This window comes from Pseudomonas sp. BP8, assembly GCF_017875955.1.
In the GTDB taxonomy this organism is placed as follows: domain Bacteria; phylum Pseudomonadota; class Gammaproteobacteria; order Pseudomonadales; family Pseudomonadaceae; genus Aquipseudomonas.
Genome location: NZ_JAGINK010000001.1, coordinates 4,142,140 through 4,167,457, shown reverse-complemented (window position 1 = coordinate 4,167,457; position 25,318 = coordinate 4,142,140). Strand labels below are relative to the sequence as shown.

Annotated in this window: 21 protein-coding genes; 9 read left to right on the top strand and 12 right to left on the bottom strand. The window is 63.0% G+C overall.

Translation table 11 applies throughout. From position 1 onward, the window contains the following. Positions 1 to 2: 2 nt before the first annotated feature. The 6 genes from J3B00_RS18145 to J3B00_RS18120 form a co-directional block, all read right to left on the bottom strand. Positions 3 to 653 carry a TIGR04211 family SH3 domain-containing protein gene (locus tag J3B00_RS18145; protein WP_209869719.1) on the bottom strand — a complete coding sequence of 217 codons (651 nt, stop codon included), beginning with the start codon at positions 651 to 653 and terminating at the stop codon, positions 3 to 5. A gap of 185 nt (positions 654 to 838) precedes the next feature. After that, the gene (gene ppnN, locus J3B00_RS18140; protein WP_209869716.1) at positions 839 to 2,212 is read right to left on the bottom strand and encodes a nucleotide 5'-monophosphate nucleosidase PpnN; all 1,374 of its coding nucleotides are present in this window, start codon (positions 2,210 to 2,212) and stop codon (positions 839 to 841) included. 379 nt (positions 2,213 to 2,591) lie between these two features. After that, positions 2,592 to 4,772, bottom strand: coding sequence for an ATP-binding protein (locus J3B00_RS18135; protein WP_209869713.1), 2,181 nt, complete (start codon positions 4,770 to 4,772; stop codon positions 2,592 to 2,594). 276 nt (positions 4,773 to 5,048) lie between these two features. Continuing rightward, positions 5,049 to 5,546, bottom strand: coding sequence for a signal peptidase II (locus J3B00_RS18130; RefSeq protein ID WP_209869709.1), 498 nt, complete (start codon positions 5,544 to 5,546; stop codon positions 5,049 to 5,051). Between the two features lie 178 nt (positions 5,547 to 5,724). Continuing rightward, positions 5,725 to 6,969 (bottom strand): saccharopine dehydrogenase family protein, encoded by a 1,245-nt coding sequence (locus J3B00_RS18125; protein WP_209869706.1) that lies wholly within the window; start codon positions 6,967 to 6,969, stop codon positions 5,725 to 5,727. 31 nt (positions 6,970 to 7,000) lie between these two features. Then, positions 7,001 to 8,098, bottom strand: coding sequence for a carboxynorspermidine decarboxylase (locus tag J3B00_RS18120; protein ID WP_209869703.1), 1,098 nt, complete (start codon positions 8,096 to 8,098; stop codon positions 7,001 to 7,003). Positions 8,099 to 8,367: 269 nt separating this feature from the next. On the opposite strand from J3B00_RS18120, the gene J3B00_RS18115 reads away from it, so the two are divergent. Continuing rightward, a complete protein-coding gene (locus J3B00_RS18115) occupies positions 8,368 to 8,640 on the top strand; it encodes a PepSY domain-containing protein (RefSeq protein WP_209869700.1) in 273 nt (90 codons plus the stop codon). 736 nt (positions 8,641 to 9,376) lie between these two features. On the opposite strand, the gene J3B00_RS18110 is transcribed toward J3B00_RS18115, so the two are convergent. The 3 genes from J3B00_RS18110 to J3B00_RS18100 form a co-directional block, all read right to left on the bottom strand. Then, positions 9,377 to 10,300, bottom strand: a complete 924-nt coding sequence (locus J3B00_RS18110) for a pyridoxal-phosphate dependent enzyme (RefSeq protein WP_209869697.1) — start codon at positions 10,298 to 10,300, stop codon at positions 9,377 to 9,379. Between the two features lie 16 nt (positions 10,301 to 10,316). Then, complete coding sequence (locus tag J3B00_RS18105) at positions 10,317 to 11,018, bottom strand: PAS domain-containing protein (protein ID WP_209869694.1); 702 nt, start codon at positions 11,016 to 11,018, stop codon at positions 10,317 to 10,319. Between the two features lie 238 nt (positions 11,019 to 11,256). Further along, a complete protein-coding gene (locus J3B00_RS18100) occupies positions 11,257 to 12,960 on the bottom strand; it encodes an amidase (RefSeq protein ID WP_209869689.1) in 1,704 nt (567 codons plus the stop codon). 224 nt (positions 12,961 to 13,184) lie between these two features. On the opposite strand from J3B00_RS18100, the gene betT reads away from it, so the two are divergent. Next, positions 13,185 to 15,155: a choline BCCT transporter BetT gene (gene betT / locus J3B00_RS18095; protein WP_209869686.1), complete on the top strand. Its 1,971-nt coding sequence runs from the start codon at positions 13,185 to 13,187 to the stop codon at positions 15,153 to 15,155. Between the two features lie 156 nt (positions 15,156 to 15,311). Here the strand turns inward: betT and yghU are convergent, their stop codons facing one another. Further along, positions 15,312 to 16,151, bottom strand: a complete 840-nt coding sequence (gene yghU, locus J3B00_RS18090) for a glutathione-dependent disulfide-bond oxidoreductase (RefSeq protein WP_209869683.1) — start codon at positions 16,149 to 16,151, stop codon at positions 15,312 to 15,314. Positions 16,152 to 16,412: 261 nt separating this feature from the next. Here yghU and J3B00_RS18085 point away from each other — a divergent pair, with 261 nt between their 5' ends. The 6 genes from J3B00_RS18085 to J3B00_RS18060 are packed head-to-tail and all read left to right on the top strand — an operon-like array spanning position 16,413 to position 21,843. Continuing rightward, complete coding sequence (locus J3B00_RS18085; protein WP_209869680.1) at positions 16,413 to 17,264, top strand: STAS domain-containing protein; 852 nt, start codon at positions 16,413 to 16,415, stop codon at positions 17,262 to 17,264. 4 nt (positions 17,265 to 17,268) lie between these two features. Continuing rightward, the gene (locus J3B00_RS18080; RefSeq protein WP_209869677.1) at positions 17,269 to 17,631 is read left to right on the top strand and encodes an STAS domain-containing protein; all 363 of its coding nucleotides are present in this window, start codon (positions 17,269 to 17,271) and stop codon (positions 17,629 to 17,631) included. Beyond that, entirely contained in the window at positions 17,628 to 18,032 is a 405-nt protein-coding gene (locus J3B00_RS18075; protein ID WP_209869673.1) for an anti-sigma regulatory factor, read from the top strand. The genes J3B00_RS18080 and J3B00_RS18075 overlap by 4 nt, the downstream gene beginning before the upstream one ends. After that, complete coding sequence (locus tag J3B00_RS18070; RefSeq protein WP_245362583.1) at positions 18,023 to 19,039, top strand: ATP-binding protein; 1,017 nt, start codon at positions 18,023 to 18,025, stop codon at positions 19,037 to 19,039. Before J3B00_RS18075 ends, J3B00_RS18070 begins: the two co-directional genes overlap by 10 nt. Next, positions 19,032 to 19,907: an ATP-binding protein gene (locus J3B00_RS18065; RefSeq protein ID WP_209869670.1), complete on the top strand. Its 876-nt coding sequence runs from the start codon at positions 19,032 to 19,034 to the stop codon at positions 19,905 to 19,907. The genes J3B00_RS18070 and J3B00_RS18065 overlap by 8 nt, the downstream gene beginning before the upstream one ends. Further along, positions 19,897 to 21,843, top strand: a complete 1,947-nt coding sequence (locus J3B00_RS18060) for a response regulator (protein ID WP_209869666.1) — start codon at positions 19,897 to 19,899, stop codon at positions 21,841 to 21,843. Before J3B00_RS18065 ends, J3B00_RS18060 begins: the two co-directional genes overlap by 11 nt. Before the next feature lie 125 nt (positions 21,844 to 21,968). On the opposite strand, the gene J3B00_RS18055 is transcribed toward J3B00_RS18060, so the two are convergent. Beyond that, the gene (locus J3B00_RS18055) at positions 21,969 to 23,060 is read right to left on the bottom strand and encodes a tartrate dehydrogenase (protein ID WP_209869663.1); all 1,092 of its coding nucleotides are present in this window, start codon (positions 23,058 to 23,060) and stop codon (positions 21,969 to 21,971) included. 97 nt (positions 23,061 to 23,157) lie between these two features. Here J3B00_RS18055 and J3B00_RS18050 point away from each other — a divergent pair, with 97 nt between their 5' ends. Further along, entirely contained in the window at positions 23,158 to 24,069 is a 912-nt protein-coding gene (locus tag J3B00_RS18050) for a LysR substrate-binding domain-containing protein (protein WP_209869659.1), read from the top strand. 86 nt (positions 24,070 to 24,155) lie between these two features. On the opposite strand, the gene J3B00_RS18045 is transcribed toward J3B00_RS18050, so the two are convergent. Beyond that, a complete protein-coding gene (locus J3B00_RS18045; protein WP_209869656.1) occupies positions 24,156 to 25,304 on the bottom strand; it encodes an ABC transporter ATP-binding protein in 1,149 nt (382 codons plus the stop codon). Positions 25,305 to 25,318 lie beyond the last annotated feature (14 nt).

Here is a 25,318-nt window from a genome sequence, read left to right as displayed (position 1 = left end):
CCTCAGAACCAGCGGTCGTTGCGCTTGCGCCCGCGCGTCAGCGCCGGCAGGATCAGGCCAAGCAGCAGGCCCGCGCCGGCAATGCTGCCGCCGTAGACCATGTAGCGCATCATCACCTGCTTGTTCTCGTCACCCAGGCGCGCCTGGGTGTCGCGCAAGGACGACTGCGCTTGGTCGAGCTGTTCATTCAGGTCTTTATTGCGGGTTTGCAGTTCGTCGATCAGCGCCTTGCGTGAGTCTAGGGTCTCCTGCATGCCCTGGACACGGGTCTTCCAGCTGTCATCGATGGTCTTCAATTGCTCGGACACCTGTGCCGCTTCGCTTTCGAGCTGAGGCAGGCGCTCGGCTTGGCCAGGCACGGCTTGCAGGTCGCTGGTGAGGATCCACACCAGGTCGCCGCTCTGCCCGCGGACTTGGCTGTAGTCGCCCTGGCTGGTGACCAGCGTGACTTTTTGCCCAGACTTGATGCTGCCGACAATGCGGTGGCCGTTGGTCGGGCCACTGCGTACATAGGTGCTGAGGCTGTCGCTGACCCAGCGGGCGTCGCTGCTCGGCTCTTCGGCATGGACCGGGGCGGCGAGGGCGATCAGGGCGGCGATCAGGCTGCCACGCAGGGCAGTCAGGGCGAATGGGGTCGGGCGGGAGTCGGGCATGATGGTCTTCGCTGAAACTGGACAAAAGTAGGCCCGGTGGCTGGGCCGATGAACCGGTCGGTGATTTGACCGTCAGCGAAAGACCGTTTTTTTGTAGGCAGGTTCACTGCCCAGTGCGGGAAATGTCAGCAGAGTGTTGCTGAATTGTTCAAAACAAAGGGGCCGCACTGCGGCCCCTCGGGTGATCAGGTCACAACCTGATAACACGGCACGTACTCTGCACCACCCGGCAATTTCATCCGGTGCTGATCGACAAATGCCTGCAGCAGCCGACCCAAAGGATCGAGCACCGCGCTGTCCCCACGAATCTGATAGGGCCCGTGCTCTTCGATCAGGCGGATGCCATTGTCCTTGACGTTACCGGCAACAATGCCCGAAAACGCCCGACGCAAATTGGCCGCCAGTTCATGCGGTGGCAGCTCGCGACGCAAGGCGAGGTTGGCCATGTTCTCGTGGGTGGGGTCGAACGGGCGCTGGAAACCTTCCTCGATCTTCAGCAGCCAGTTGAAGTGGAAGGCGTCATTGCGCTCGCGGCGGAACTGCTTGACCGCCTTGAGGCCCTCGACCATCTGCCGGGCCACCTCGGCCGGATCATCGATGATGATCTGGTAATGGCGCTGGGCCTCTTCGCCCAACGTCGCGCCAACAAATGCACTCAACTGTTGCAGGTAGGCCTCAGCGCTGCGCGGCCCGGTCAGTACCACCGGGAACGGCAGGTCCTGGTTGTCCGGGTGCATGAGAATACCCAGCAGGTACAGGAACTCTTCGGCCGTACCGGCGCCACCGGGGAAGATGATGATGCCGTGGCCAACCCGCACGAAGGCTTCGAGGCGCTTCTCGATATCGGGCAGGATCACCAGCTCGTTGACGATCGGGTTTGGCGCCTCGGCGGCGATGATCCCCGGTTCGGTCAGGCCCAGGTAGCGGCTGCCGTGCATGCGCTGCTTGGCATGGGCAATGGTGGCGCCTTTCATCGGCCCCTTCATCACGCCCGGGCCACAGCCGGTGCAGACATCCAGCTTGCGCAGGCCCAGCTCGTGGCCGACCTTCTTGGTGTACTGGTATTCCTCGGTGCTGATCGAGTGACCGCCCCAGCACACGACCATTTTCGGCTCTACGCCGGGGCGCAGGGTGCGCGCGTTGCGCAGCAGGTGGAAGACGTAGTCGGTGATGCCCTGGGAGCTTTCCAGGTCGATGCGCTGGCTGGCCAGTTCGCTTTCGGTGTAGACGATGTCGCGCAGGGCGCTGAACAGCATTTCGCGGGTGCTGGCGATCATTTCGCCATCGACGAAGGCATCGGCGGGCGCGTTCAGCAGCTCAAGGCGCACACCGCGGTCTTGTTGGTGGATACGCACTTCGAAGTCTTTGTAGGCTTCGAGGATGGTCTTGGCGTTATCGACGTGGGCGCCGGTGTTGAGAATCGCCAGGGCGCATTGACGGAACAGGGTGTAGAGGCTGCCGGTACCGACCTCACTCAGTTGCTGGACTTCACGTTGCGACAGCGTTTCAAGGCTGCCTTTGGGGCTGACGGATGCATTGATTACATTGCGTTGGGGCATCTAAGTCTTTCCTGTGCATGTAAAATTCCTACTTGGTTACCACCATACCGAGAAATGCGCGTCGCAACGAGAGGGGCACACAAAAAGGTGCGTGGTGCCTGAGGGCAATGTCCGCCACTGGCTGATTGTCAGGCCGGCCTTACGCCCATCCCTTTCAGGGTCTTTGCGATACCTCCAGATTTCATCATGGAGGCCAGCAGTGCTGGGGGCGCTACGCACCCCTTTCGCGACACAAGGCCGCTCCCACAAGGGCAAACCGCGCCGCTCTTGAGGCATGCGCTATCCCTGTGGGAGCGGCCTCGTGTCGCGAAAGGGCTGCAAAGCAGCCCCGGCTCACTCAAGCCAGACCAAATTTCAAAGACCTTGAAAGGGATGGGCCTTACGCCGACCCAAGGATCTTGCCCAGCATCCGGCACAGCTGCTCCGCCGAGTATGGCTTGGCCAGAAAATCGAAGCCCTGATGGCCACCTTCGGCCATGGCCTCGCTGTAACCCGAGGTCAGCAGCACCGGCAATTGCGGGTAGTCCAGGCGCAGTTGCCCGGCCAGCGCGAGGCCGCCCATGCCAGGCATCACCACATCCGAAAACACCACGTCAAACTGCGCCGACGGCTCGCTTAACAGGCTCAGCGCGGCTTCGGCCGAGACAGCCCAACTGACGGCATAGCCGTGGTCGGTAAGCACCTGCGCAGTAAAGCTGCCGACATCAGGGTTGTCCTCGACCAGCAGGACCCGCTGCCCGCCACTGTCACCTGGCAGCCCCGCAGCGCAGCTCTCGTCAGGCTGGTGCAGCTGCCCCGCAAGCTGCTCCTGGGGCAGGTATAAGGTGAACGTGGTGCCTTGGCCCGGTACGCTACTGACCTGCACATCGCCACCCGATTGCTTGGCGAAGCCAAATACCTGCGACAGGCCAAGGCCGGTGCCTTCGCCTGCTGCTTTGGTGGTGAAGAACGGATCGAAGATCCGCTCCAACAGCTCCGGGGCGATGCCGGTACCGCTGTCGCTCACCGAAATGGCCGCGAACTGGCCGGCGGCTGCCGGCTGGCCTGGCATCGGCTGATCGGCGCGCAGGCGCAGCAGCAGGCTGCCTTCGCCGGCCATGGCATCGCGGGCGTTGATCATCAGATTGATCACTGCCGTTTCCAGCTGGCCGAGGTCTGCGCGAATATGGCAGGGCGCGTCAGGCAGCTCCAGGCTCACCTGGATGCGCGCACCGGTAGTGGTATCGAGCATTTCAGCGATGGCCTCGAGCCTCGGCCCCGCGTCGAACACCTGCGGGCTGAGGGCCTGGCGGCGGGCAAAAGCAAGCAGTTGGCCGGTCAGCTTGGCGCCGCGGTCGACCGTGTCGGACATGGTCTTGAGGTAGCGCTGGCGCCGGTCGTCGTCCAGGCCCGGCCGCTGCAGGAAGTGCAGCGACGAGCGAATGATGGTCAGCAGGTTGTTGAAGTCGTGGGCCACGCCCCCGGTCAGTTGGCCAATCGCTTCGAGCTTCTGCGTCTGGCGCAACACCGCCTCGGTGTGCTGCAACTGTTGCGTGCGCTGTTCTACACGCTGTTCCAGGGTGGCGTTGAGCGCCTCCAGGGCCGCGGCCGTTTCGCGCACCTGGGCATACGCCTGGACCCGCTGGATGTGCGCCCAGCAGCGCTCGGTAACTTCGCTGATCAGCACCTGTTCGTGGTTGGTCCAGGCGCGCGGGTGGCGGTCATGGATCGCCATCAGAGCGGTCAGGCGACCGTCCTTGATCAACGGCATGCAGATGGTCGCGGTGATGCCGATGGCCTGAAAGGTCGCCGCTTCCTGTGGCGCCAGCTCGCTGACGTTGTCGTTGATCACCAGGGGCAGGCCGGCGCGCAACTGCTGCACTGCCAGTTGGCCAAAGTCGGCGAGGCGGTACTGGCCGATCAGGCGCGGTGAACCGGGAGCTACCGAGTCGCCACAAATGGTGAAGCCGTCCTGGTCGGCGTCCATCACTGCATAGGCGCTACTGGACAACTGCAAGTGCTCTACCAGCATGCGCGTGGTGGTGGCCATGATCCACGCCGGATCGGTGGCGTTGCTCAGCGCGCGGCCCAGCTGGTCGAGAAAGTTCAGGCGCTGGTTGGCGACCACGTTGGAAGTGGTTTCCGTGACGGTGTCGAGCATGCCGACGATGTGGCCGTTCTGGTCGCGAATAGGGCTGTAGCAGAAGGTGAAATAAGCCCGCTCAGGGCCGCTGTGTCTTTCGATGATCAGCGGAAAGTTCTCGATGAACACCGCATCGCCGGCCAGTGCCTGATTCGCCATGGCGCGGATGTTGTCCCAGGCTTCCTGCCAAACGTCTTGAAACGGGCGGCCCAGGGCGGACGGCTTGTCGCCGAGGATCTCCAGGAAGGCATCGTTGTGCAGCGTGATCAGCGCATCGCCCCAAAGTACAGCCTGGGGAAAGTGCGAGCCCAGGCACAGCGCGACTGTGGTCCTGAGTGTATCGGGCCAGGCCTCGAGCGGCCCCAGCGGTGTGGATGCCCAGTCGTGCTCGCGAATGCGCTCGACCATCAAGCCGCTGCCTGCCAACCATTTTGCCATGTGCGTTGCCGATCAATTCTTTGAGAAACCCAAGGGTGCACTGAGACGCAGGGGATTGGCGAGTGATTTGTACTGGCACCTCGCTTCAGGCGCTTTCTCGGGCCACCAGCTCGCAGTGCAGCAGGTTCAGCCGTTGTACCTCACCAGTGGGTTCGATTGCACCCAAGTGCATGTCGGCAAAAGCGTAGTCGCCAATTGTCCAAGCCGGTAGAAATTGCCGGGGCGTTCTGGCAGCGCGACGGTGTGGTCTGTAGTCCAATTCCAGCAGGCCTGCTCTCAGGCCTTTACCGGCTTCTTCAGACCATCCAAGGCCAGCACCGCCGCCCCGACCATGATGGCAATGTCGGCAATATTGAACACGCCGGTGTGTAATGGGCCGAGATTGATCACCAGGTAGTCCACCACATGCCCCTCGCGTACCACCCGGTCGATCAGGTTGGACAGCCCGCCGAGGGCAATGAAATAGGCCGCCGCGGCTTTCGCCGGGGTGCGCGTCCAGCGTGACAGGGCCCAACCGATCGCCCAGCAGCAGACCACGCCGACCGCGAGGACGAAGATCAGTTGCTTGAGGCCGGGCGCCAAGTTGGCGCCAAGGCTGAGAAAAGCGCCAGGGTTGAGGCTCAGGGCAACGTCCAGCCAGGCCAGGCTGTTGCCGAAGGTAAAGCTCTGCGCCTGAAGGCCTGCGAGGGCGAGCAGCTTGACCCATTGATCGAGAAAGACGAAGGCTAAACCGATAAGCACCGCGATGTAGCGGCTTTGCAAAACCTGTGGCATTGACGACAGTCCTGTTCGTGCGCCTGTGTGGCCGGGATTGGCAGGCGGGTGCGCAGCGCCGGGAAGATAGCGCAGGCCAGCCAGTGCGTCTATCTGGCAGCAGCACGGTGCAGGCGCAGCCGGTTAGCCCTGCACAATGCAGAAGGGGCGCCATGATGGCGCCCCTTCGGCTTGTTGCTTAGGCTTCAGCGTCCCAAGGACGATCGCCGTTTTCATCCTTGATGCGGGTCGGCAGACCCATCACGTCCAGCGCCTTGAGGAACGGCTCTGCTGGCAGCTCCTCGACGTTGGCCATGCGCTGCACGTCCCACTGACCGCGCGCGACCAACAGCGCAGCGGCTACCGGAGGGACGCCTGCGGTATAGGAAATACCCTGGCTGTCGGTCTCGGCGTAGGCCTCTTCGTGGTCAGCTACGTTGTAGATGAACACTTCGCGCGGCTGGCCGTTCTTGGTGCCCTTGACCAGGTCACCAATGCAGGTTTTGCCGGTGTAGCCCGGCGCCAGCGAGGACGGGTCAGGCAGCACGGCCTTGACCACTTTCAGTGGCACCACTTCCAGGCCTTCGGCGGTCTTCACCGGTTGCTCGGAGAGCAGGCCGAGGTTTTTCAGCACGGTGAACACATTGATGTAGTGCTCACCGAAGCTCATCCAGAAACGCACGTTCGGCACGCCAAGGTTCTTCGACAGCGAATGCACTTCGTCGTGACCGGTCAGGTACAGGTTCTGCGAACCTACCACCGGCAGGTCGTCGGTGCGCTTCACCTCGAACATGGTGTTGCTGGTCCATTGGCTGTTCTGCCAGCTCCAGACCTGACCGGTAAACTCACGGAAGTTGATTTCCGGGTCGAAGTTGGTGGCGAAGTACTTGCCATGCGAACCGGCATTGACGTCGAGAATGTCGATCGAGTCAATCTGGTCGAAATACTGCTGCTGTGCCAAGGCGGCATAGCTGTTGACCACACCCGGGTCGAAACCGACGCCGAGAATGGCTGTGATGTTCTTTTCCTGGCACTCGTTGAGGTGTTTCCACTCGTAGTTGCCATACCACGGCGGGGTCTCGCAGATCTTGCCCGGTTCTTCGTGGATTGCGGTGTCCAGGTAGGCGACACCGGTATCGATGCAGGCGCGCAGCACCGACATGTTGAGGAAGGCGGAGCCAACGTTGATCACGATCTGCGATTCGGTCTCGCGGATCAGCGTCTTGGTTGCTTCGACATCGAGGGCATTGAGCGAGAAGGCCTGGATGTCGGCGGGTACCTTGAGGCTACCCTTGGCCTTGACGCTGTCGATGATGGCCTGGCATTTGGAGATGTTCCGCGACGCAATGGCAATACGACCGAGTTCGTCGTTATGCTGCGCGCACTTGTGGGCCACCACCTTGGCGACACCTCCTGCACCAATGATAAGAACGTTCTTCTTCAATTTATCCCTTGCTCCTTACTAAAGGCCGGTCTTACGACAGGCTGGAAACGTAGTCTTCGAAACCGAACTCGCGCACCACTTCGACGCTGCCGTCGAGCTGCTTGACCGCGATGGAGGGCATCTTCAGACCGTTGAACCAGTTTTTCTTGACCATGGTGTAACCCGCCGCGTCGACGAACGACAGGCGATCACCGATGGCCAGCGGGCGCTCGAATTGATACTCGCCGAAGATGTCACCGGCCAGGCACGATTTGCCGCAGACCATGTAGGTGTGCTCGCCATCGTTGGGGGCCATCTTGGCGTCGAGGCGGTAGATCAGCAGGTCGAGCATGTGTGCTTCGATCGAGCTGTCGACCACGGCGAGGTTCTTGCCGTTGAACAGGGTGTCGAGCACGGTCACTTCGAGCGAGGCGCTCTGGGTGATCGCCGCTTCGCCCGGCTCGAGGTAGACCTGCACGCTGTACTTCTCGGAGAAGCCCTTGAGGCGCGCGCAGAAGGCGTCCAGTGCGTAGCCTTCACCGGTGAAATGAATGCCGCCACCGAGGCTGACCCACTCGACCTTGTGCAGCAGGTGGCCGAAGCGTTCTTCGATGTGCGAGAGCATCTGGTCGAACAGGCTGAAGTCGCCGTTCTCGCAGTTGTTGTGGAACATGAAGCCGGAGATCTGCCCGATGACTTTCTCGATCTTCTCCGGGTCCCACTCGCCGAGGCGGCTGAACGGGCGCGCAGGGTCGGCCAACAGGTAGTCGGAGCTGCTCACTTGCGGGTTGACGCGCAAGCCGCGGACCTTGCCCCCGGACTGTTCGCTGAAGCGCTGCAACTGGCCGATCGAGTTGAAGATGATCTTGTCGCAGTTCTCCAGCATTTCTGCGATTTCGTCGTCGGCCCAGGCCACGCTGTAGGCGTGGGTTTCGCCTTCGAATTTTTGCCGACCGAGTTTGAGCTCGTACAGCGAGGACGAGGTGGTGCCGTCCATGTACTGCTGCATCAGGTCGAACACCGACCAGGTGGCGAAGCACTTGAGTGCCAGCAGGGCCTTGGCCCCGGAGTTTTCGCGCACGTAGGCGATCTTCTCGAGGTTGCCCAGCAGCTTTTGTTTGTCGATGAGGTAGTACGGCGTCTTGATCATTTAAGGCCCCCGGCCAGGCCGGCCAAAAAAAGGACACGCATTGTGCCTTCCCTTGCCGCATATCGAAAGGGTCGAAGACGCATTTCGTCTGAGTTCTGTGTCTCGTTGCTACTGGATAGCCAGCAGGCGCAGTTGAACATGCCAATGTGACCATCGTAAGCGCTGGCGCCAGGCGTTCCGCGATAATCGGATGAGCGCGAGAAAGCGACTGAACAAATGCTGTGAGCGGCCGGTCGGAAGTCATACCTTCACGCAAAAGGACGTTCACGATGAAAGCATTGACTCGAATGTTTACCGGTCTGGCCCTGGTGGGTGCGCTTGGCGCCAGTGCGGCTTGGGCTGATCAGCCTGGGGCCGACTGGAAGATCAGCAAGGATCAGGCGGAGGCCAGCCTCAAGGCTAAGGGCTACACCCAGATCACCAAGATCGAAGCGGATGATGGGCACTGGGAAGGCGAGGGCATGAAGGCCGATGGCATGAAGTACGAATTCCATGTTGATCCGCACAGCGGGCAGGTTACCAAGGATGAAATGGATCACTAAGGTTCTGTGGTGGTAGTGCTCTTGCCCGTGCTGGTCATGGGCTTTTTTTTGGGTTCTTCACGGATTGTTCGGGGGGGCTGCTGGCTTGGTTTGGCTTGCTTAGGGCCCTTCGCTGCGCTACGGGTCCCCTCGCTCCGGTCTTGCTTCGGGAGGACCGCGCTGTACGGCCCATCCTGGGCCTCAGCGCTTTCCGGCCATCCATGGCCTCCACCTCCCTGCGCAAGACCTCCGCTCGGCCTCCTGAAGTCGCGAAGTTACGGGTGGTGTCTGGGCTGGCGTTGTTTTCGATAGTGGCATTGGTGGTGGATATTCGGGCCTCTTCGCGGGACAAGCCCGCTCCTACAGGGTCGGCGCAAATTTTGAATTCGGCGCAATCCCTGTAGGAGCGGGCTTGTCCCGCGAAGAGGCCGGTACTGCCAATACAAATCGCAGGGCACAGCCCTGCCATGCCACCCCACAAATCCGCTGGTAAATAAACAAAGCGAGAGCGCAGCGATTCGCCAGCCGTTGCCCTGGCTGTTGATCTTGATCTTGCTCTTGATCTACAGCGACTTCAGGAGCAAGACCGGAGCGAGGGGACCCGTAGCGCAGCGAAGGGCCGGATGATGGAGCAAGCGGTTTTTGGTTACTTTTTTCCAAGAAAAAAAGTGACCCGCCGTAAGGGCGGAAGGGGCCCGAAAAGCCACTACATCGAATGGATAAGCCCCCAATCTACAAGCCCGAGTCGCCACGCCTGTCAGTCTTGCCCAATCGCCCCCAGCCAAGCCTGGATCTGCTCCAACGTCGCAGTAGCCCCGCCGCACACCACCACCAGCACCTGCTTGTAATCGCTCAACGCCCCAACCTGATAAGCCAACGCCAAGGCTGCCCCGCAAGCCGGCTCCACCAGCAGCCGATGATCAAGCAAGAACCGCTCGCAGGCCTCCAGCGCTTGCCGATCACTGACCCGGTGGCACTGCACAGGGTGAGTGCGCAGGCACTCCATCGCCTGTTCGGCCACACGTTTGGCGCCCAGCGAGGTCGCCACCGAAGCCAGCTGCTCCAGCTCTACCGTATGGCCCGCCTGGGCAGCGGCATGCAAAGAGGCCGCCCCGTCGGTTTCCACCGCCAGCACCGGCACATCCCCCCAGCCATTGCGCTTGAGCCCTTCGACCACACCACTGAGCAGGCCACCGCCACCTACCGAGAGCACCACCGCATCCGGCTTCAAACCCGCCTCGGCCACCTCGTCGATCATGCTGGCGTGGCCAGCCCACAACAGTGGGTCGTCGAACGGATGGATAAAGGCGTCATGCGGCCCGACCAGGGTCTGCGCCAGTTCATTGGCTTCCTGCCACGAGCCACCGTGCACGACCACCTTGACGTCTTCCAGGCGCAGCAACTGCTTGGCCCGCTCGGTGGTGGTCTGCGGCACGACCACGGTCACCGGCACGCCAAGGCGGCGCCCGGCATAGGCTACTGCCAGCCCGGCGTTGCCGCCCGATGACGAAACGAAATGACGTGCGCCGCGGGCGTGATGAATTTCACAGGCGTGACCCACCCCGCGCAACTTGAACGAGCCGCAAGGCTGCAGGGCCTCGAGCTTGAGCCAGATCGAGCGCCCGCCAGCCATGGAGAGTGGTCGCGATTCGATCAGTGGCGTATGGATGTGCAAGGGCATGGTGATCTCCGTGAAGTCAGTCGTCACGAGCCGCTGCGGTGGGCTCGCCACGCAGTTGCTCAAGGTAGTTGTAAACGGTGTAACGGGTAACGCCGAGGGCCGCAGCGGCCTTTTCCACGCCACCCTTGACGATGAACAGGCCACGCTCCTGCATGACCCGCACGGCTTCGACCTTGGCCTGTTTGTTCATTCGGCCATGGCCCGCGCTGTTGAGGGCGTTGTCGATGATCTCGGCCATCAGCACGGTCATGTCGGCAGGCTCGTCTGGCACGCTCGAAATCTGGCTGACCCCCACTGGCTGCAACTGCTGCAGGAACTCCAGCGCAGCATCCAGGCCGCTGTTGTCGACGTTCACGCACAGGCTGGCGAAAGGTTGCCCTTCGCTGTCGCGCAAGATCGCCGTGGCACTGCGCAAGGTGCGCCCTTTGAGGGTGGTGGGATAGTCGGGCAAGACCACCGGCTCGCAGCCGTGCTTCTGCCCAGCGCGCATCAGCGCCTTGAAGCCTTGATCCTGTTCGGGTGCGGCAAGGATCGGGCTGCCGACGACGCGGCCGGAAAGATGCCCGTTGACGATGGCGACCACCGATTGCTCAGGTTGCTCGAGATCGTGCAGCAAGATCTCCATGTTGCGTCCGGCGACGCTGCCAATGGCAGCAATGGCGGCTTTCAAGGTGGCGAGCACGAGTTCGCGTTCGCGCAGAAGGTGAGGCGCAGGCATATAATGTTCAACAGAATGTCAATTTCTAACATTCTGTTGAATTTGGCTCGGCGCGTCAATGCAATACATCGCCGCTGGATCGGCGCACACCCAGTGGAAATCGCCCCGATACCCTGTAGGAGCGGGCTTGCACCCGCGAAACCGGCAGAGCCGGTGCCCATGAACCACGGCGGCCGGACTGGCCTCTTCGCGGGGCAAGCCCGCTCCTACAGGAATTCGGTTGCTTTACAAAGCGCTATCAGTCCAGGACGGGAGTACGCGGCGGAACCACGCGGCGCGAGCCGGTCGACTCGAAGGCGGCTGCAAAGCCAAGCAGGGCCGAGTCATCATAGGCGCGGCCAGCAAAAGTCAGCCCCACCGGCATGCCGATATCGGCCATCACGCCCATGGGCACGGTCACCGTTGGCACACCCAAGTGGCGGATCGCCAGGTTGCCATTGGCTACCCAGATTCCGTTGCTCCAGGCGATGTCCGCCGAGGCCGGATTGACGTCGGCGTCGGCCGGGCCGACGTCGGCTACGGTCGGGAACAGCACCGCATCCAGGCCGAGCGCGTCCATCCAGTCTTCAAGGTCGAGCTTGCGGGTTTTCTCCAGACCGCGCAGGCCGTCCGGGACGGTCGCGATCTGATCCCAGCTCTTGAGGCCACGCTTGGCCATGTTGACGTACTCGTCCATGCCCGCCGCGAGGTCATCTTCACGGTTGGGCAGGGTGCCAGGGTCATGCGGGAAGATCTGTGGCCCGTCGACATCGGCCAGGCGGTTGAGGTTGGGGTCGTCGTTGGCCCCCAGGAAGTCATCGAACGCCCAGCCCGAGAGTTCCCACAGTTCGTCGTGGAGAAATTCCTTGGAGACGATGCCGCGGTTGTACACGGTAGGTGCGCCGGGGCGGTCGCCCTCGCAGTTGGATACCAGCGGGAAGTCCACCTCGACCACCTCGGCACCGGCAGCCTCCAGGGCTTGGCGTGCCTGATGCCAGAGGTCGATGACGCTGGCACGGGTGTTGATGCGCTGGCCGGTCGGGCCGCCGATACCCGGTTTTTCCGAGGTGCCGGCTTCGTCGTCGGCATTGATGTACATGCGTGGCACGCCGAAGCGCTTGCCCTGCAGCGAACTGGCAGCGAGGGCGAGGTCGAGGTAGGACGCCGGGCGCACGGCCGACGCTGCCGGGATCGGTACCCACGGCTGCAGGCGCCACAGGTCGCCACGGCTGTCCGGGTCGTCGGCGACCACCACATCGAGGATCTCCAGCAGGTCGTGCATGGTCCGTGCATACGGCACCACCACGTCCATGGTCGGCGTCAGTGGCCAGTTGCCGCGCACCGAGATCACCCCGCGCGACGGCGTGTAGGCGCACAGGCCGTTATTGGACGCCGGGCCACGGCCGCTGGACCAGGTCTCTTCGGCCAGGCCAAAGGCGGCGAAGCTGGCGGCGGTGGCGGTACCGGCGCCGTTGGATGAGCCGGAGGCGAAGGGGGCCGTCAGGTACGCGGCGTTGTAGGGGCTTTCGGCGCGGCCATAGACGCCGCGCTGCATGCCGCCGTTGGCCATCGGCGGCATGTTGGTCTTGCCCAGGCAGACTGCTCCGGCAGCACGCAGGCGCTCGATGGTGAAGGCATCGCGCTGGGCCACCAGCTTGGCGAAGGCCGGGCTGCCCGATGCCGCGGTCAGGCCCTTGACCAGGTAGCTGTCCTTGGCGGTATAGGGAATGCCGTCCAGCGGACCCAGGCATTCTCCACGGGCGCGGCGGGCGTCGGAAGCCTCGGCTTCCTTGATGGCTTCAGGATTGCGTACCACCACGGCGTTCAGGGCCGTGGCGGTGGCTGCGCCGTCATAGGCGTCGATGCGGGCCAGGTAGGCCTTGACCAGCTCGACCGCCGTTGTGCGGCCGCTCTCGAGCGCAGCGCGCAACTCGGCAATGGAAACCTCGGTTACCTCGATCATGCTGTCACCAACTGTGCAGGTGGAAAATCATGGCCGCGAGTGTAGCAAGAAGCCTATCCCAGGGCAGGCTTGCAGCGCTGAAATGGTTTGTTGCATTACGGCACGGTGGCGAGGGAACACGCGGCCTGTCGCGCAGGTCGCAGTCTGTTACCTGGCCAGAAAACTGGCCGTCCCCGCCTGACGGGGCCGATCCACGCATGACGCCGATCCGGAGCTTGCAACGCATGTCCAATTCGCAACGACCCGAAACACCCTCATCCATCAACCCCCCGGTCTTCTGGATCTCCGCCATCCTCCTGCTCGTGCTGGTGATATACGCAAGCGTGTTCCAATCGAACGCGCAAAACCTGTTTGCCGTGGTTCAAGGCTGGATCATCACCAATGTCAGCTGGTTCTATATCCTGGCGGTGGCGATCATTCTTGGCACCGTGGTATTCCTTGGCATCAGCCGCTATGGCGACATCAAGCTGGGCCCGGACCACAGCACGCCCGACTACAGCAGCACCACCTGGTTCGCCATGCTGTTTTCCGCCGGCATGGGTATTGGCCTGATGTTCTTCGGCGTGGCCGAACCGGTGATGCACTTTCTCAAACCACCGGTGGGGGATGCAGGCACGGTGATGGCGGCGGGCGAGGCGATGCGCATCACCTTCTTCCATTGGGGGCTGCATGCCTGGGCGATCTACGCCATCGTCGCGCTGATCCTGGCCTACTTCAGTTACCGCCACGGCCTGCCGCTGACCTTGCGCTCTGCGTTGTACCCGCTGATTGGCGAGCGTATCTATGGGCCTATCGGTCATGCCGTGGACATCTTCGCGATTATCGGCACGGTACTGGGCGTGGCCACGTCGCTGGGCTTTGGCGTGGCGCAGATCAACACCGGCCTGAACGCGCTGTTCGGCGTGCCGGTGTCGATACCGGTGCAGATCGCCTTGATCATCGGCACCACCTTCCTCGCGACGCTGTCGGTGGTTTCCGGCCTGGACAAGGGCATTCGCCGGCTCTCTGAGCTCAATCTTGGCCTGGCCGTGCTGTTGTTGCTGATGGTGGTGTTGCTTGGGCCGACCGTGCTGATCCTGCAGACGTTCGTGCAGAACACCGGCGGCTACCTCAGTGAGATCGTCAGCCGCACGCTCAACCTGTACGCCTACCAGCCGAGCGACTGGATCGGAGGCTGGACCCTGTTCTACTGGGGCTGGTGGCTAGCCTGGTCGCCCTTTGTCGGCCTGTTCATCGCGCGGATTTCCCGCGGCCGGACCATTCGCGAGTTCGTCACTGGCGTGCTGTTGGTGCCGACCGCGTTCACCTTGCTGTGGATGACCGTGTTCGGTAATACCGCGATCCACATGATTCTCGACCAGGGCTTTCAGGACTTGGCCCAGGCGGTCGAACAGGACACCTCGTTGGCGTTGTTCGCGTTCCTCGAGCACTTCCCGTTTACCGCCGCCATCAGCACCTTGGCGGTAGTGATGGTGGTGGTGTTCTTCGTCACATCGGCTGACTCCGGCGCCATGGTGGTCGACATGCTGGCCTCCGGCGGGCAGGAGCAGACGCCGGTCCGCCAGCGTATCTTCTGGGCGTCGAGCATGGGCCTGGTGGCCATCGCCCTGTTGCTGGCCGACGGCCTCAAGGCCTTGCAGACCGCAACCATCGCCAGTGCGCTGCCGTTTACCATTGCCTTGCTGTGTAGCATGCGCGGGCTGCTCAAGGCGCTGAAACTGGATGCCACCAAGCGCAGCCTGCGCCATCAGGCGCTGGCCATTTCGCCAACAGCGTCGCGTGGCGCCAGTAACTGGCAGCGGCGCCTGCGCACCCTGGCGATGTTCCCGCGCCGGGCGCATGTGCAGCGCTTCATCAGCGAAGTGGGCCTGCCGGCTTGTCAGTCGGTGGCGCAGGAGTGGCGCGGGCAGGGGTACGAATGCAGCGTCGAGGAGGGCGAAGAGGGCAGTATCATGCTCAAGGTCGGCCCCAGCGATGACCCGTTCATCTATCAAATCAAGCCGCAGGCTTATGCCATGCCGAGTTTCGTCATGAGCGATACGCCGGGCGAGGAGCGCAAGTACTTCCGCGCTGAAGTGCATTTGCGCGAAGGTGGCCAGGATCATGATGTGATGGGGTGGTCGAAGGACGAGGTAATCGGGGACATCCTCGATCACTTTGAGCGGCACCTGCATTATCTGCATTTGGTGGGGTAGGAAGTTTGCAGGGATTCTTGGGGTTGTCAGTTGTCGGCTGATTCATTCGCTGTGCTGTGACTGGTGGCCCCTTGCGTCCTTGATCGTGATTCGTCGTGCAAGCCTGCATTGCCGGGGGCTGCTCTGCAGCCCCGGTATTCCGAGTGACGCCACAAATCAGTCGAGGTCGGCCGCGCTATGGCGTTCAGCCACCTGCGAAGCTTCATCTCCCCACGTGCGATTGACCCGGGTGCCGCGCTGCACCGCCGGCCGTTGTGCGATCGCCTCGGCCCAGCGTTGCACATTGCGGTACTCATCGACCGCAAGAAACTCCGCAGCGTCATACAGCTTGCCGCGCACCAGTTGGCCATACCAGGGCCACACGGCGATGTCGGCGATGCTGTATTCATCGCCCGCCAGGTAACGGCTCTCGGCCAGGCGCCGATCGAGCACATCCAGTTGACGCTTGGCTTCCATGGTGAAGCGGTTGATGGCGTACTCAATCTTCTCTGGTGCATACGCATAGAAGTGGCCGAAACCGCCACCCAGGTAGGGCGCCGCGCCCATCTGCCAGAACAGCCAGTTCAGCGTCTCGGTACGTGCGGCCGGTTCCGTTGGCAGGAACGCGCCGAATTTTTCCGCCAGGTAAACCAGGATCGAGCCCGACTCGAACACCCGGATCGGGGGTTCGACACTGCGGTCGAGCAGGGCAGGGATCTTTGAATTGGGATTGACCGCGACAAAGCCACTGGAGAATTGCTCGCCCTCGCCGATGCGAATCAGCCAAGCGTCGTACTCGGCTCCGGCGTGGCCGAGGGCGAGCAGCTCTTCGAGCAGGATAGTGGCCTTGACGCCATTGGGTGTGGCCAGTGAATACAGCTGCAGAGGTTGTTTGCCAACGGGCAACTGTTTGTCATGGGTCGGCCCGGCGATCGGGCGGTTGATGTTGGCGAACTGGCCACCGGAGGCGGCGTCGTTGCTCCAGACCTTGGGCGGGACGTAGGCAGGCTTGCTCATGCACGGGTTCTCCTGAAGGGGCGCGAAGCGGTCACGCAAGGACGTTGACCCGCATCTATGCCACGGGTTCGCGCTACAGGGCAAATGGATTGCGCCTATTGCCCGCCCAGCCGCGGATCTTGGCCTAGAGTTAGCTGCACGGCGCAGCGCCACTGCAAATATTTCCCTGTCAGCAAAACTGTTTTCACCGGCAGATGTCGATCTTTGCGGGTCGCAAAATTACCGGTACCCCGGCAAGCATTTTTCAGGAGAGCAAGGCACATGGCAGCACTGCAGAACAGCACCTTGGAAGCGATCATCGGCAATCAGGCACAATTGCTCGGGGACTGGATTGCCGGGCTGGAGGCCAACGGCGCTACACGCAATATCAAGGACCACGACTTGCGTCAGGAAACCCGCGAATTTCTCCAACTGATGATCGATGGCCTACGCCATGAAAGCGGCGGCAATATCGCCGCCGCAGGCTGGGAAGAAACCCGCCGATTCCTCGACAAGCTCTCCACCAGTCGCGCCCAGATCGGCCAGGAATCGCACCAGACGGCGTACTTCATCTTCGCCCTGAAGGGCCCGCTGTTCACCTTGCTGCAAAGCCATTACCGCGAGCAGCCGGCGCTGTTGGCCGAGCAGCTGTGGGAAATCTCGCAACTGCTCGACGCCTTCGGTCTGCAGACCATCCGCACCTATCAGAAGACCCGTGAAGGGGTGATCAAGCGCCAGCAAGAGGAATTGCTCGAGCTGTCGACGCCGGTGGTCAAGCTGTGGGATGGCGTGCTCGCCTTGCCGCTGATCGGCACCCTGGATTCGGCGCGCAGCCAGACCGTCATGGAGTCGTTGCTGCAGCGCATTGTCGACACCGGTTCGGAGATTGCTATCATCGACATCACCGGGGTGCCCACCGTCGATACCCTGGTGGCCCAGCACCTGCTAAAAACGGTCACCGCTATTCGCTTGATGGGCGCCGATTGCATTGTCAGTGGCGTGCGTCCGCAGATCGCCCAGACCATCGTTCACCTGGGCCTGGACCTGGGTACGCTGACCACCAAGTCGAACCTCGCCGATGCCCTGAAACTGGCCCTGACTCGCCTGGGCACCAGCCTCGGCGAGCGAGGCTGAGCGGATGGAGCGTATCCCGATCCTGCAGATGGGCGAGTTTCTCCTGGTGACGATCCAGGTCGACATGCATGACCAACTGGCCCTGCGCCTGCAGGACGACCTTACCGAGCGTATCGACAAGACCAGTGCCCGCGGGGTGTTGATCGATATCTCGGCGCTGGACATGGTCGACTCCTTCATCGGCCGGATGATCGCGAGCATTTCCGGGCTGTCGCGGATCATGGATGCGCAGACCGTGCTGGTCGGCATGCAGCCTGCGGTGGCGATCACCCTGGTCGAGCTCGGCCTGACCTTGCCGGGGGTGAGCACGGCGCTCAACGTCGACCGCGGCATGACCCTGCTACGCCAACGGGTAGGCCGGCCATGACCGTTCGCGACAGTGGCAGCCAAGCAGTGTGCCTGGAGCAGGATGTGGTCCTGGCTCGCCAACTCGCACGCAAACTCGCCAGCGACTGCGGCATGCGCCTTGTCGACCTGACCAAGCTGGTCACGGCCGTCAGCGAGCTGGCGCGCAATACCGTGGTATATGGCGGGGGTGGCGACATGGATTGGGCGGTGCTCGAGGAACTCGGGCGAGTTGGCCTGCGCCTGACCTTTCGCGACCAGGGCCCTGGCATCGCCGACATCAAGCAGGCGCTGACTGACGGCTGGACTTCCGGCGGCGGCCTGGGCCTGGGCCTGACCGGTGCGCGGCGGCTGGTAGACGAATTCGAGCTGGACACCGCGCCCGGACAAGGCACTCGGGTAACGATCACCAAATGGACATGAACCTTGCCGCGAGCCTGACCCAGGTGTTGGCGCTCGATGATATCAGCCAGGTCGGCTATGCCCGCCGGCTCGTGCAAAAACTGGCCGAAACTCACGGTTTCAACCCCGCAGACGCCGGCCGTGCCGCCATCGTCGCCACCGAACTGGCCAGCAACGTCCTCAAGCACGCCAAGCGCGGCGAACTGCACCTGCGGGTCTGGCCGCACGGCGCGGGCCACGCTATCGAGCTGCTCACGGTCGATCGCGGTCCGGGGTTCGACCTGCACGCGTGTCTCGCTGATGGCTTTTCGACCGGAGGTACCCAGGGTATCGGCCTGGGCGCGGTCAGCCGGCTGGCGCAGGTGTTTGACGTGTATGCCGACGAACGCGGCGCGGTGGTGCTGGCCCGGCTCTGGCGCCAGGACGCTGCTGGCGCAGACCTGCGCATCGGCGTCAGCCAGCACTCACTGCACGATGACCCGGCCTGTGGCGATACCTGGTACGTAGCGCTCGCGGAGCAACGGCTGAGCGCGCTGGTGATCGATGGCCTGGGCCATGGCGTGGAGGCCGATCGCGCCGCCAAGGCAGGTGAGCTGGAGTTCGCCCGCACGCCCTTCAGCGAGCCAGCGGGCCTGCTTGGCGAGCTGCACCACGCCATGTCCGGTACCCGAGGCGGGGCAGCAGCCATTGCCCAGTACGATGCTCACAGCGACCGTCTGGCGTTTATCGGCATCGGTAACATAGGCGCCACCCTGATCGGCGGCGAGCGGCCGCGCGGCCTGGCCTCGCATCCGGGCATCGTCGGCGGGCAATACCGCAAGGGCCAGGTGTTCGACTACGCTCACCTCAAGGGAAATCTGTTGATCATGTTCAGCGACGGCCTGCAATCGCGTTGGAACCTTCAAGCCTACCCCGGGCTGGCCTTGCGCCACCCGGCCGTGATCGCCACGCTACTGCACCGCGATTTCTGTCGCGGTCGTGACGATGTGACGGTACTGGTCATCGACCTGGAGAGCGTGCATGCCTGAGCCAATGCCAAGCAGTGCCGCCGAGCAGGCCGCGCTCATCACGCGGCTGCAGGCAGAAAACCAGTCCCTGCGCGGCGAGCTCGAAGAGACCAACCAGGGCGTGCTGGCGTTGTACGCCGAGCTGGACATCCAGGCCGAGCAGTTGCGCCAGGCCTCGGACCTCAAGAGCCGCTTCCTGTCGTACATGAGTCATGAATTCCGCACGCCGCTAGGCTCGATCCTGAGTATTACCAGCCTGCTCGCCGATGAGGTCGACGGGCCGCTGAGCAAGGAGCAGCAACTGCAAGTGGCATTCGTCAGTACCGCCACCCGCGAGCTCAGCGACATGGTCGATGACTTGCTCGACCTGGCCAAGATCGAAGCCGGGCGCATCACCATTTCCCCGGCCTGGTTCGATATGCTCGACCTGTTTTCCGCCTTGCGCGGGATGTTCCGGCCAATCGTCGACACCGGTGCCGTTGACCTGATCTTCGAAGAACCACATGGCCTGCCGCAGCTCTACACCGACGACAAGAAGCTGATGCAGATCTTGCGCAACTTCATCTCCAATGCGTTGAAGTTCACCCTGCGCGGCGAGGTGCGGGTCTCGGCGCAACTACTCGGTAGTGCGCAGATCCGCTTTGCCGTCACCGATACCGGCATCGGTATCGCGCCCGAGCTGCTCGGGGCGCTGTTCGAGGATTTTGCCCAGGTCGATTCGCCACTGCAGAAGCGCTTGCGTGGCACCGGCCTGGGGTTGTCGCTGTGCAAGCGCTTTGCCGCCCTGCTGGGCGGGGAGGTCGGCGTCGACAGCGTGCCAGGGGTTGGCTCGTCGTTCTTTGTCATCATTCCGCTGGCCATCGCGCAGGAGAACGCTGATGAACCCTGACATCCGCGTGCTGATCGTCGATGACAACGCGGCCACGCGTTACGCACTGCGCCGGCGCCTGGCGCTGCACGATTATCAGGTGCTGGAAGCCGGTACCGGCGGCGACGGCCTGGCAATGATCCGCGACGAGCAGATCGATGCGTTGATCCTCGACGTCAACCTGCCGGACATGAGCGGCTTCGATATCGTCCGCCTGCTGCGCGCCGACCCTGCGACGGCACTGTTGCCGGTGATCCATGTGTCCGCGGCATCGATCCAGACCGGCGACATCATTACCGGGCTGGATGCTGGCGCGGATGCCTACCTGGTGCATCCGATCGACCCCGACGTGCTCCTGGCGACCCTGCGCACTTTGCTCCGGGTGCGCGACACCGAGCGCGAGTTGCGTGAAAGCGAGGCGCGTTTTCGCGAGATCTTCAGCAATGTGTCGGCGCCGATCGCGGTGCTCGATGCACAGCTCAAGGTGCATGAATGCAACCAGGCCTTCGCCCAGCTGATCCAGGACAACCGTGACCCTGAGGCGTTGCTCGAATGCTTTGCCGAAGGCCAACTGCCGGCCCTGGCCGGATTACGCCAGCACCTGGCCGACGGCGAGCGCTGGCGCGGTACCTTGGCCATGACCGTGCAAGGCCAGCCACGCGATACCGAATGGCAGCTTTCGCCCTATCGGGCTCCAGGGCTGTGCCTGGTGTTCGTCGAGGACGTCACCGAGCATCGCCACCGGGAACGCTCGCACCTGGCACGTCTGGACGATGCCACCAGCCAGCTGGCCCGCGAAGTTGCCCAGCGTGCGAGCACCGAGGCGCAACTGTTGCAACTGCAGAAGATGGATGCCCTCGGCAGCCTCACTGGCGGCATTGCCCATGACTTCAACAACCTGCTGACCGGGATCATCACCAGCCTGGAGCTGATCCGTAAGCGGGTCGCGGAAAACCGCCTGGAAAAAGTTACCAGCTACGCCGACGCGGCGTTGAGTTCGGCCATGAGCGCGGCCTCGCTGACCCACCGCTTGTTGGCGTTTGCCCGCCAGCAGCCGCTGGATACCTGCCCGGTGGACATCAATGAGCGAGTGCGCTCGCTGGAAGACCTGATCACCCGCACCATCGGTGAGCGGATCGCCCTCAAACTGCAGCTCTCGAGCCGGCCTGCGGTGGCCATGGTTGACCCGATCCAGCTGGAAAGCGCGGTGCTCAACCTGGTGATCAATGCCCGCGACGCATTGGCCAAGGGCGGGCATATCTGGGTCAACACCGCAGCGACCTGGTCGTACGGCGACCCCAATCTGCAGAACGGCCCTTATGTGGCGGTGACGGTACGTGATGACGGCTGCGGCATCCCGCCCGAATTGCTGGAGAAGGTCTTCGATCCGTTCTTCACCACCAAGCCGGTAGGCCAGGGCACGGGCCTGGGCTTGTCGACCATCTATGGCTTTGCCCGTCAGTCGGGCGGCCATGTGGCGCTCAACAGCGTGCCGGGGCAGGGCACCGCAGTCACCCTGATGTTGCCGGCCAGTACCCGCGCGGCAACCAACGAGCTGCGTACCCCGCAGTTGGAACAGAAGGGCGCGGGCGAGCATGTGCTGGTAGTCGAGGACATGGCCTCGGTACGCCTGTCGGTGGCCGAGGCGTTGGCCGACGCGGGCTACCGTTGCACCCTGGCCGAGACCATCGAGCAGGCGCTGGACCATTTGCGTGAAGATGGCGGGATTGAACTGTTGCTGACTGACGTCGGTTTACCCGGGATCAGTGGCCGTGAGCTGGCTGACATGGCCCGGATCTACCGGCCGGGTTTGCCGGTGCTGTTCATGACCGGTTATGCCGAGACCGCGCTGGATCGCCAGGCGTTTCTCGGCAGTGGCATGGACATGCTGATCAAGCCGTTCCAGATTGGCGAGTTGCTGGACAAGGTGCGGCGCACGCTTGGGCAGAAAGTTTGAGGGCGTGGCAATGCCGGCCTCTTCGCGGGGCAAGCCCGCTCCTGCGGAATTCGTGTACGGCGCTAACCCTGTAGGAGCGGGCTTGCCCCGCGAAGAGGCCGGCATTGCCACCCGCTATCTGCGTCTCAGCCCTCCAGCAACGCCGCAATCGCCTTGCCCACCTCCTGGGTCGACCGGCTCCCCCCAAGATCGCGCGTCGTCTCGCCACGGGCGATCACCGTCTCGATAGCCCGCAAGATGTCATCATGCGCCGCTTGATAACGCGCATCCTCACGCCCCTGGCCCAGGAATTCGAGCATCATCGCTCCCGACCAGATCATCGCTATCGGGTTGGCGATGTTCTGCCCGAAGATGTCCGGCGCTGAGCCATGCACCGGCTCGAACAACGACGGGAACCGGCGCAGCGGATCAAGGTTGGCCGACGGCGCGATACCAATGGTCCCCGCACACGCTGGCCCCAGGTCAGAGAGGATATCGCCGAACAGGTTGGACGCCACCACCACGTCAAAGCGCTCCGGCTGCAGCACGAAGCGCGCGCAGAGGATATCGATGTGCTGTTTGTCCCAGCTGATCTCCGGGTAGTTAGCGGCCATGGCGGCAGTGCGCTCGTCCCAGTAGGGCATGCTCACGGCCATGCCGTTGGACTTGGTCGCTGACGTCACGTGCTTGCGCTCGCGGGTCTGCGCCACTTCGAAAGCGTACTTGAGGATGCGGTCAACGCCGCGCCGGGTGAATACCGACTCCTGCAGGACAAACTCGTTGTCGGTGCCCTCGAACATGCGCCCGCCCAATGACGAATACTCGCCCTCGGTGTTTTCGCGGATGACCACGAAGTCGATATCGCCCGGCTTTTTGTTGGCCAACGGGCAGGGCACACCGGGGAACAGCCGCACCGGGCGGATGTTGACGTACTGGTCGAAGTCGCGGCGGAACTTGAGCAGCGAACCCCACAGGGAGACGTGGTCGGGAACCTTGTCTGGCCAGCCGACCGCACCGAAGAACAGCGCATCGAAGCCCTTGAGCTGGTCGAACCAGTCGTCCGGCATCATCTTGCCGTGGGCCAGGTAATAGTCGCAGCTGGCCCATTCGAAGAACTCGAACTCGATCGCCAGACCGTGCTTGCGCGCGGCGGCCTCGAGCACACGCATACCTTCAGGGAGGACTTCAGTGCCGATGCCGTCGCCGGGGATGGCGGCGATTCTGAATGGCGTGGTCATGGTGCGCACCTCATGGCTTGGGAACAGATGCTGGCCATGCTATAAGGACTTGAAGCGGAGATAATCTGCCTGACTATTTATTCTAAGTGCACGAATCGTGAATAATCTGCCCAACCTTGACGACCTTGACATCTTCCTGCAGGTCGCCCGCCGCGCCAGCTTTGCCGCAGTTGCCGAAGAGCGTGGCATGTCTGCTGCATTTGTCAGCAAACGCATTCGCATGCTTGAAGCGAACCTGGGCGTGCGCCTGCTGCACCGCACCACGCGGCGGGTGTCGGTGAGCGAGGAGGGCGAGCGGGTCTATCAATGGGCACTGCAGATTTTCGAGGCCTTGCAGCGTATGGGGGACGACCTCAGTGCCGGCCAGCGCGAGCCGGCCGGCCAGCTGCGGATCGCCAGCAGCCTGGGCCTGGGCCGACGCTTCGTCGCGCCGGCGCTGTCGGAGCTGGCGGCGCGCTATCCGCAATTGGACATCCGCCTGGACGTGCACGACCGCCTGTTCGACCTGGTCGCCGAGGGTGTCGACCTGGATATCCGGGTGGGCAATGTCATCGCCCCGCACCTGATCGCCAAGCGGCTGGCGCGCAATCGGCGGGTGCTGTGCGCTGCCCCGGCCTACCTGCAGCGACGGGGGGCGCCCAAGAGCCTGGCGGATCTCGCCAGCCATGACTGCCTGGCGATCAAGGAGCGCGATCATCCCTTTGGTCTGTGGCATCTGCAGGGGCCGGATGGCGAGGAAAGCGTGCGCGTGACCGGCTCGTTGTCGAGCAACCATGGCGAGGTGGTGCACCAGTGGTGTCTGGATGGGCGCGGGGTCTTGCTGCGTTCGTGGTGGGATGTGCAGGACAGCATTGCCGACGGGCGTTTGCTACAGGTGCTGGAGGAATATCAGCAACCAGCGGATATCTGGGCGGTGTACACCGCGCCCCTGGCCGGGTCGGCCAAGGTGCGGGTGGCGGTGGAGTTTTTCAGGGAGTATTTTGCCGAACGTTATCAGTTGCCTGGTTGAACGCTTTCGCCGGGCAAGCCCGCTCCTACAGGGGGAGCGGTGAACCTGTAAGAGCGGGCTTGCCCCGCGAAGAGGCCGCTATGGCCTCAGTGAGCCCCAGCCGCCTTGCTCAGGTCACTCTCGGCCCACTCGGTATAGATACAGGCATCCGCTACTGCCCAGCGTACCTTCACGGTCTCCCCAGGTTGCATCGGCATCCCCGCGGCGGACAGCGCCTTGACGGTCATTTCCGTCCCGCCCGCAGTGACCACATGGCAGGTCTGGCTCTCACCGAGGAACAGCACTTCGGTGACCTTGGCACTGACTTCGTTCCAGCCCGCCGGCAGCGGCTCGCGCGCCGCCTGTTCGGCGCTCAGCGCCAGGGCCTTCTCCGGACGCACCATGATCAACGCATCCTGCTCGGCCACCAGCCCAGGCGTCAGGCGAATCGCCAGCGACTGCCCCTCGAAGCTTCCGGCCCCATTGCTGCTGGCCTTGATCTGAAGGAAGTTGGAGTTGCCCAGGAACGAAGCGACAAAGGCATTCGGTGGGTTCTGGTAAAGGTCGTAACCGCTGCCCAGGCCGACGATCTTGCCGTGGCTGAAGATCGCAATGCGCTGCGACAGGCGCATGGCTTCTTCCTGGTCGTGGGTCACGTAGACGATGGTGATGCCCAGGCGGCGGTGCAACTGACGCAGTTCGTCCTGCAGGTCTTCGCGCAGTTTCTTGTCCAGCGCCCCCAGCGGTTCGTCCATCAGCAGGATGCGCGGCTCGTAGACCAGCGCCCGGGCAATTGCCACGCGCTGTTGCTGGCCGCCTGACAGCTGCGCCGGGCGGCGATGGGCAAACTGCTCGAGTTGGACCAGCTTGAGCATCGCGTCGACCCGCTTGGCGATTTCGGCGCTGCTGAGCTTGCGAATGGCCAGCGGGAAGGCAATGTTGTCGCGCACTGACAAGTGCGGGAACAGCGAGTAGCGCTGGAACACCATGCCGATGTCACGCTTGTGCGGTGGCACGTGCACCAGCGACTGCTCGTCGACCAGAATCTCACCGCTGCTGGGGGTCTCGAAGCCGGCCAGCATCGACAAGGTGGTGGACTTGCCCGAACCGCTGGAACCAAGGAAGGTGAGGAACTCGCCGTCCTCGATCTCCAGGTTGATATTGTCGACCGCGGCGAAGTCACCGTAGTGCTTGTTGAGGTTGCGCAGGCTGACCAGGGTCTTGTTGGGCGCGTTGTCTTTCATCACTGCACTCATGGTTGTTGTCTCCG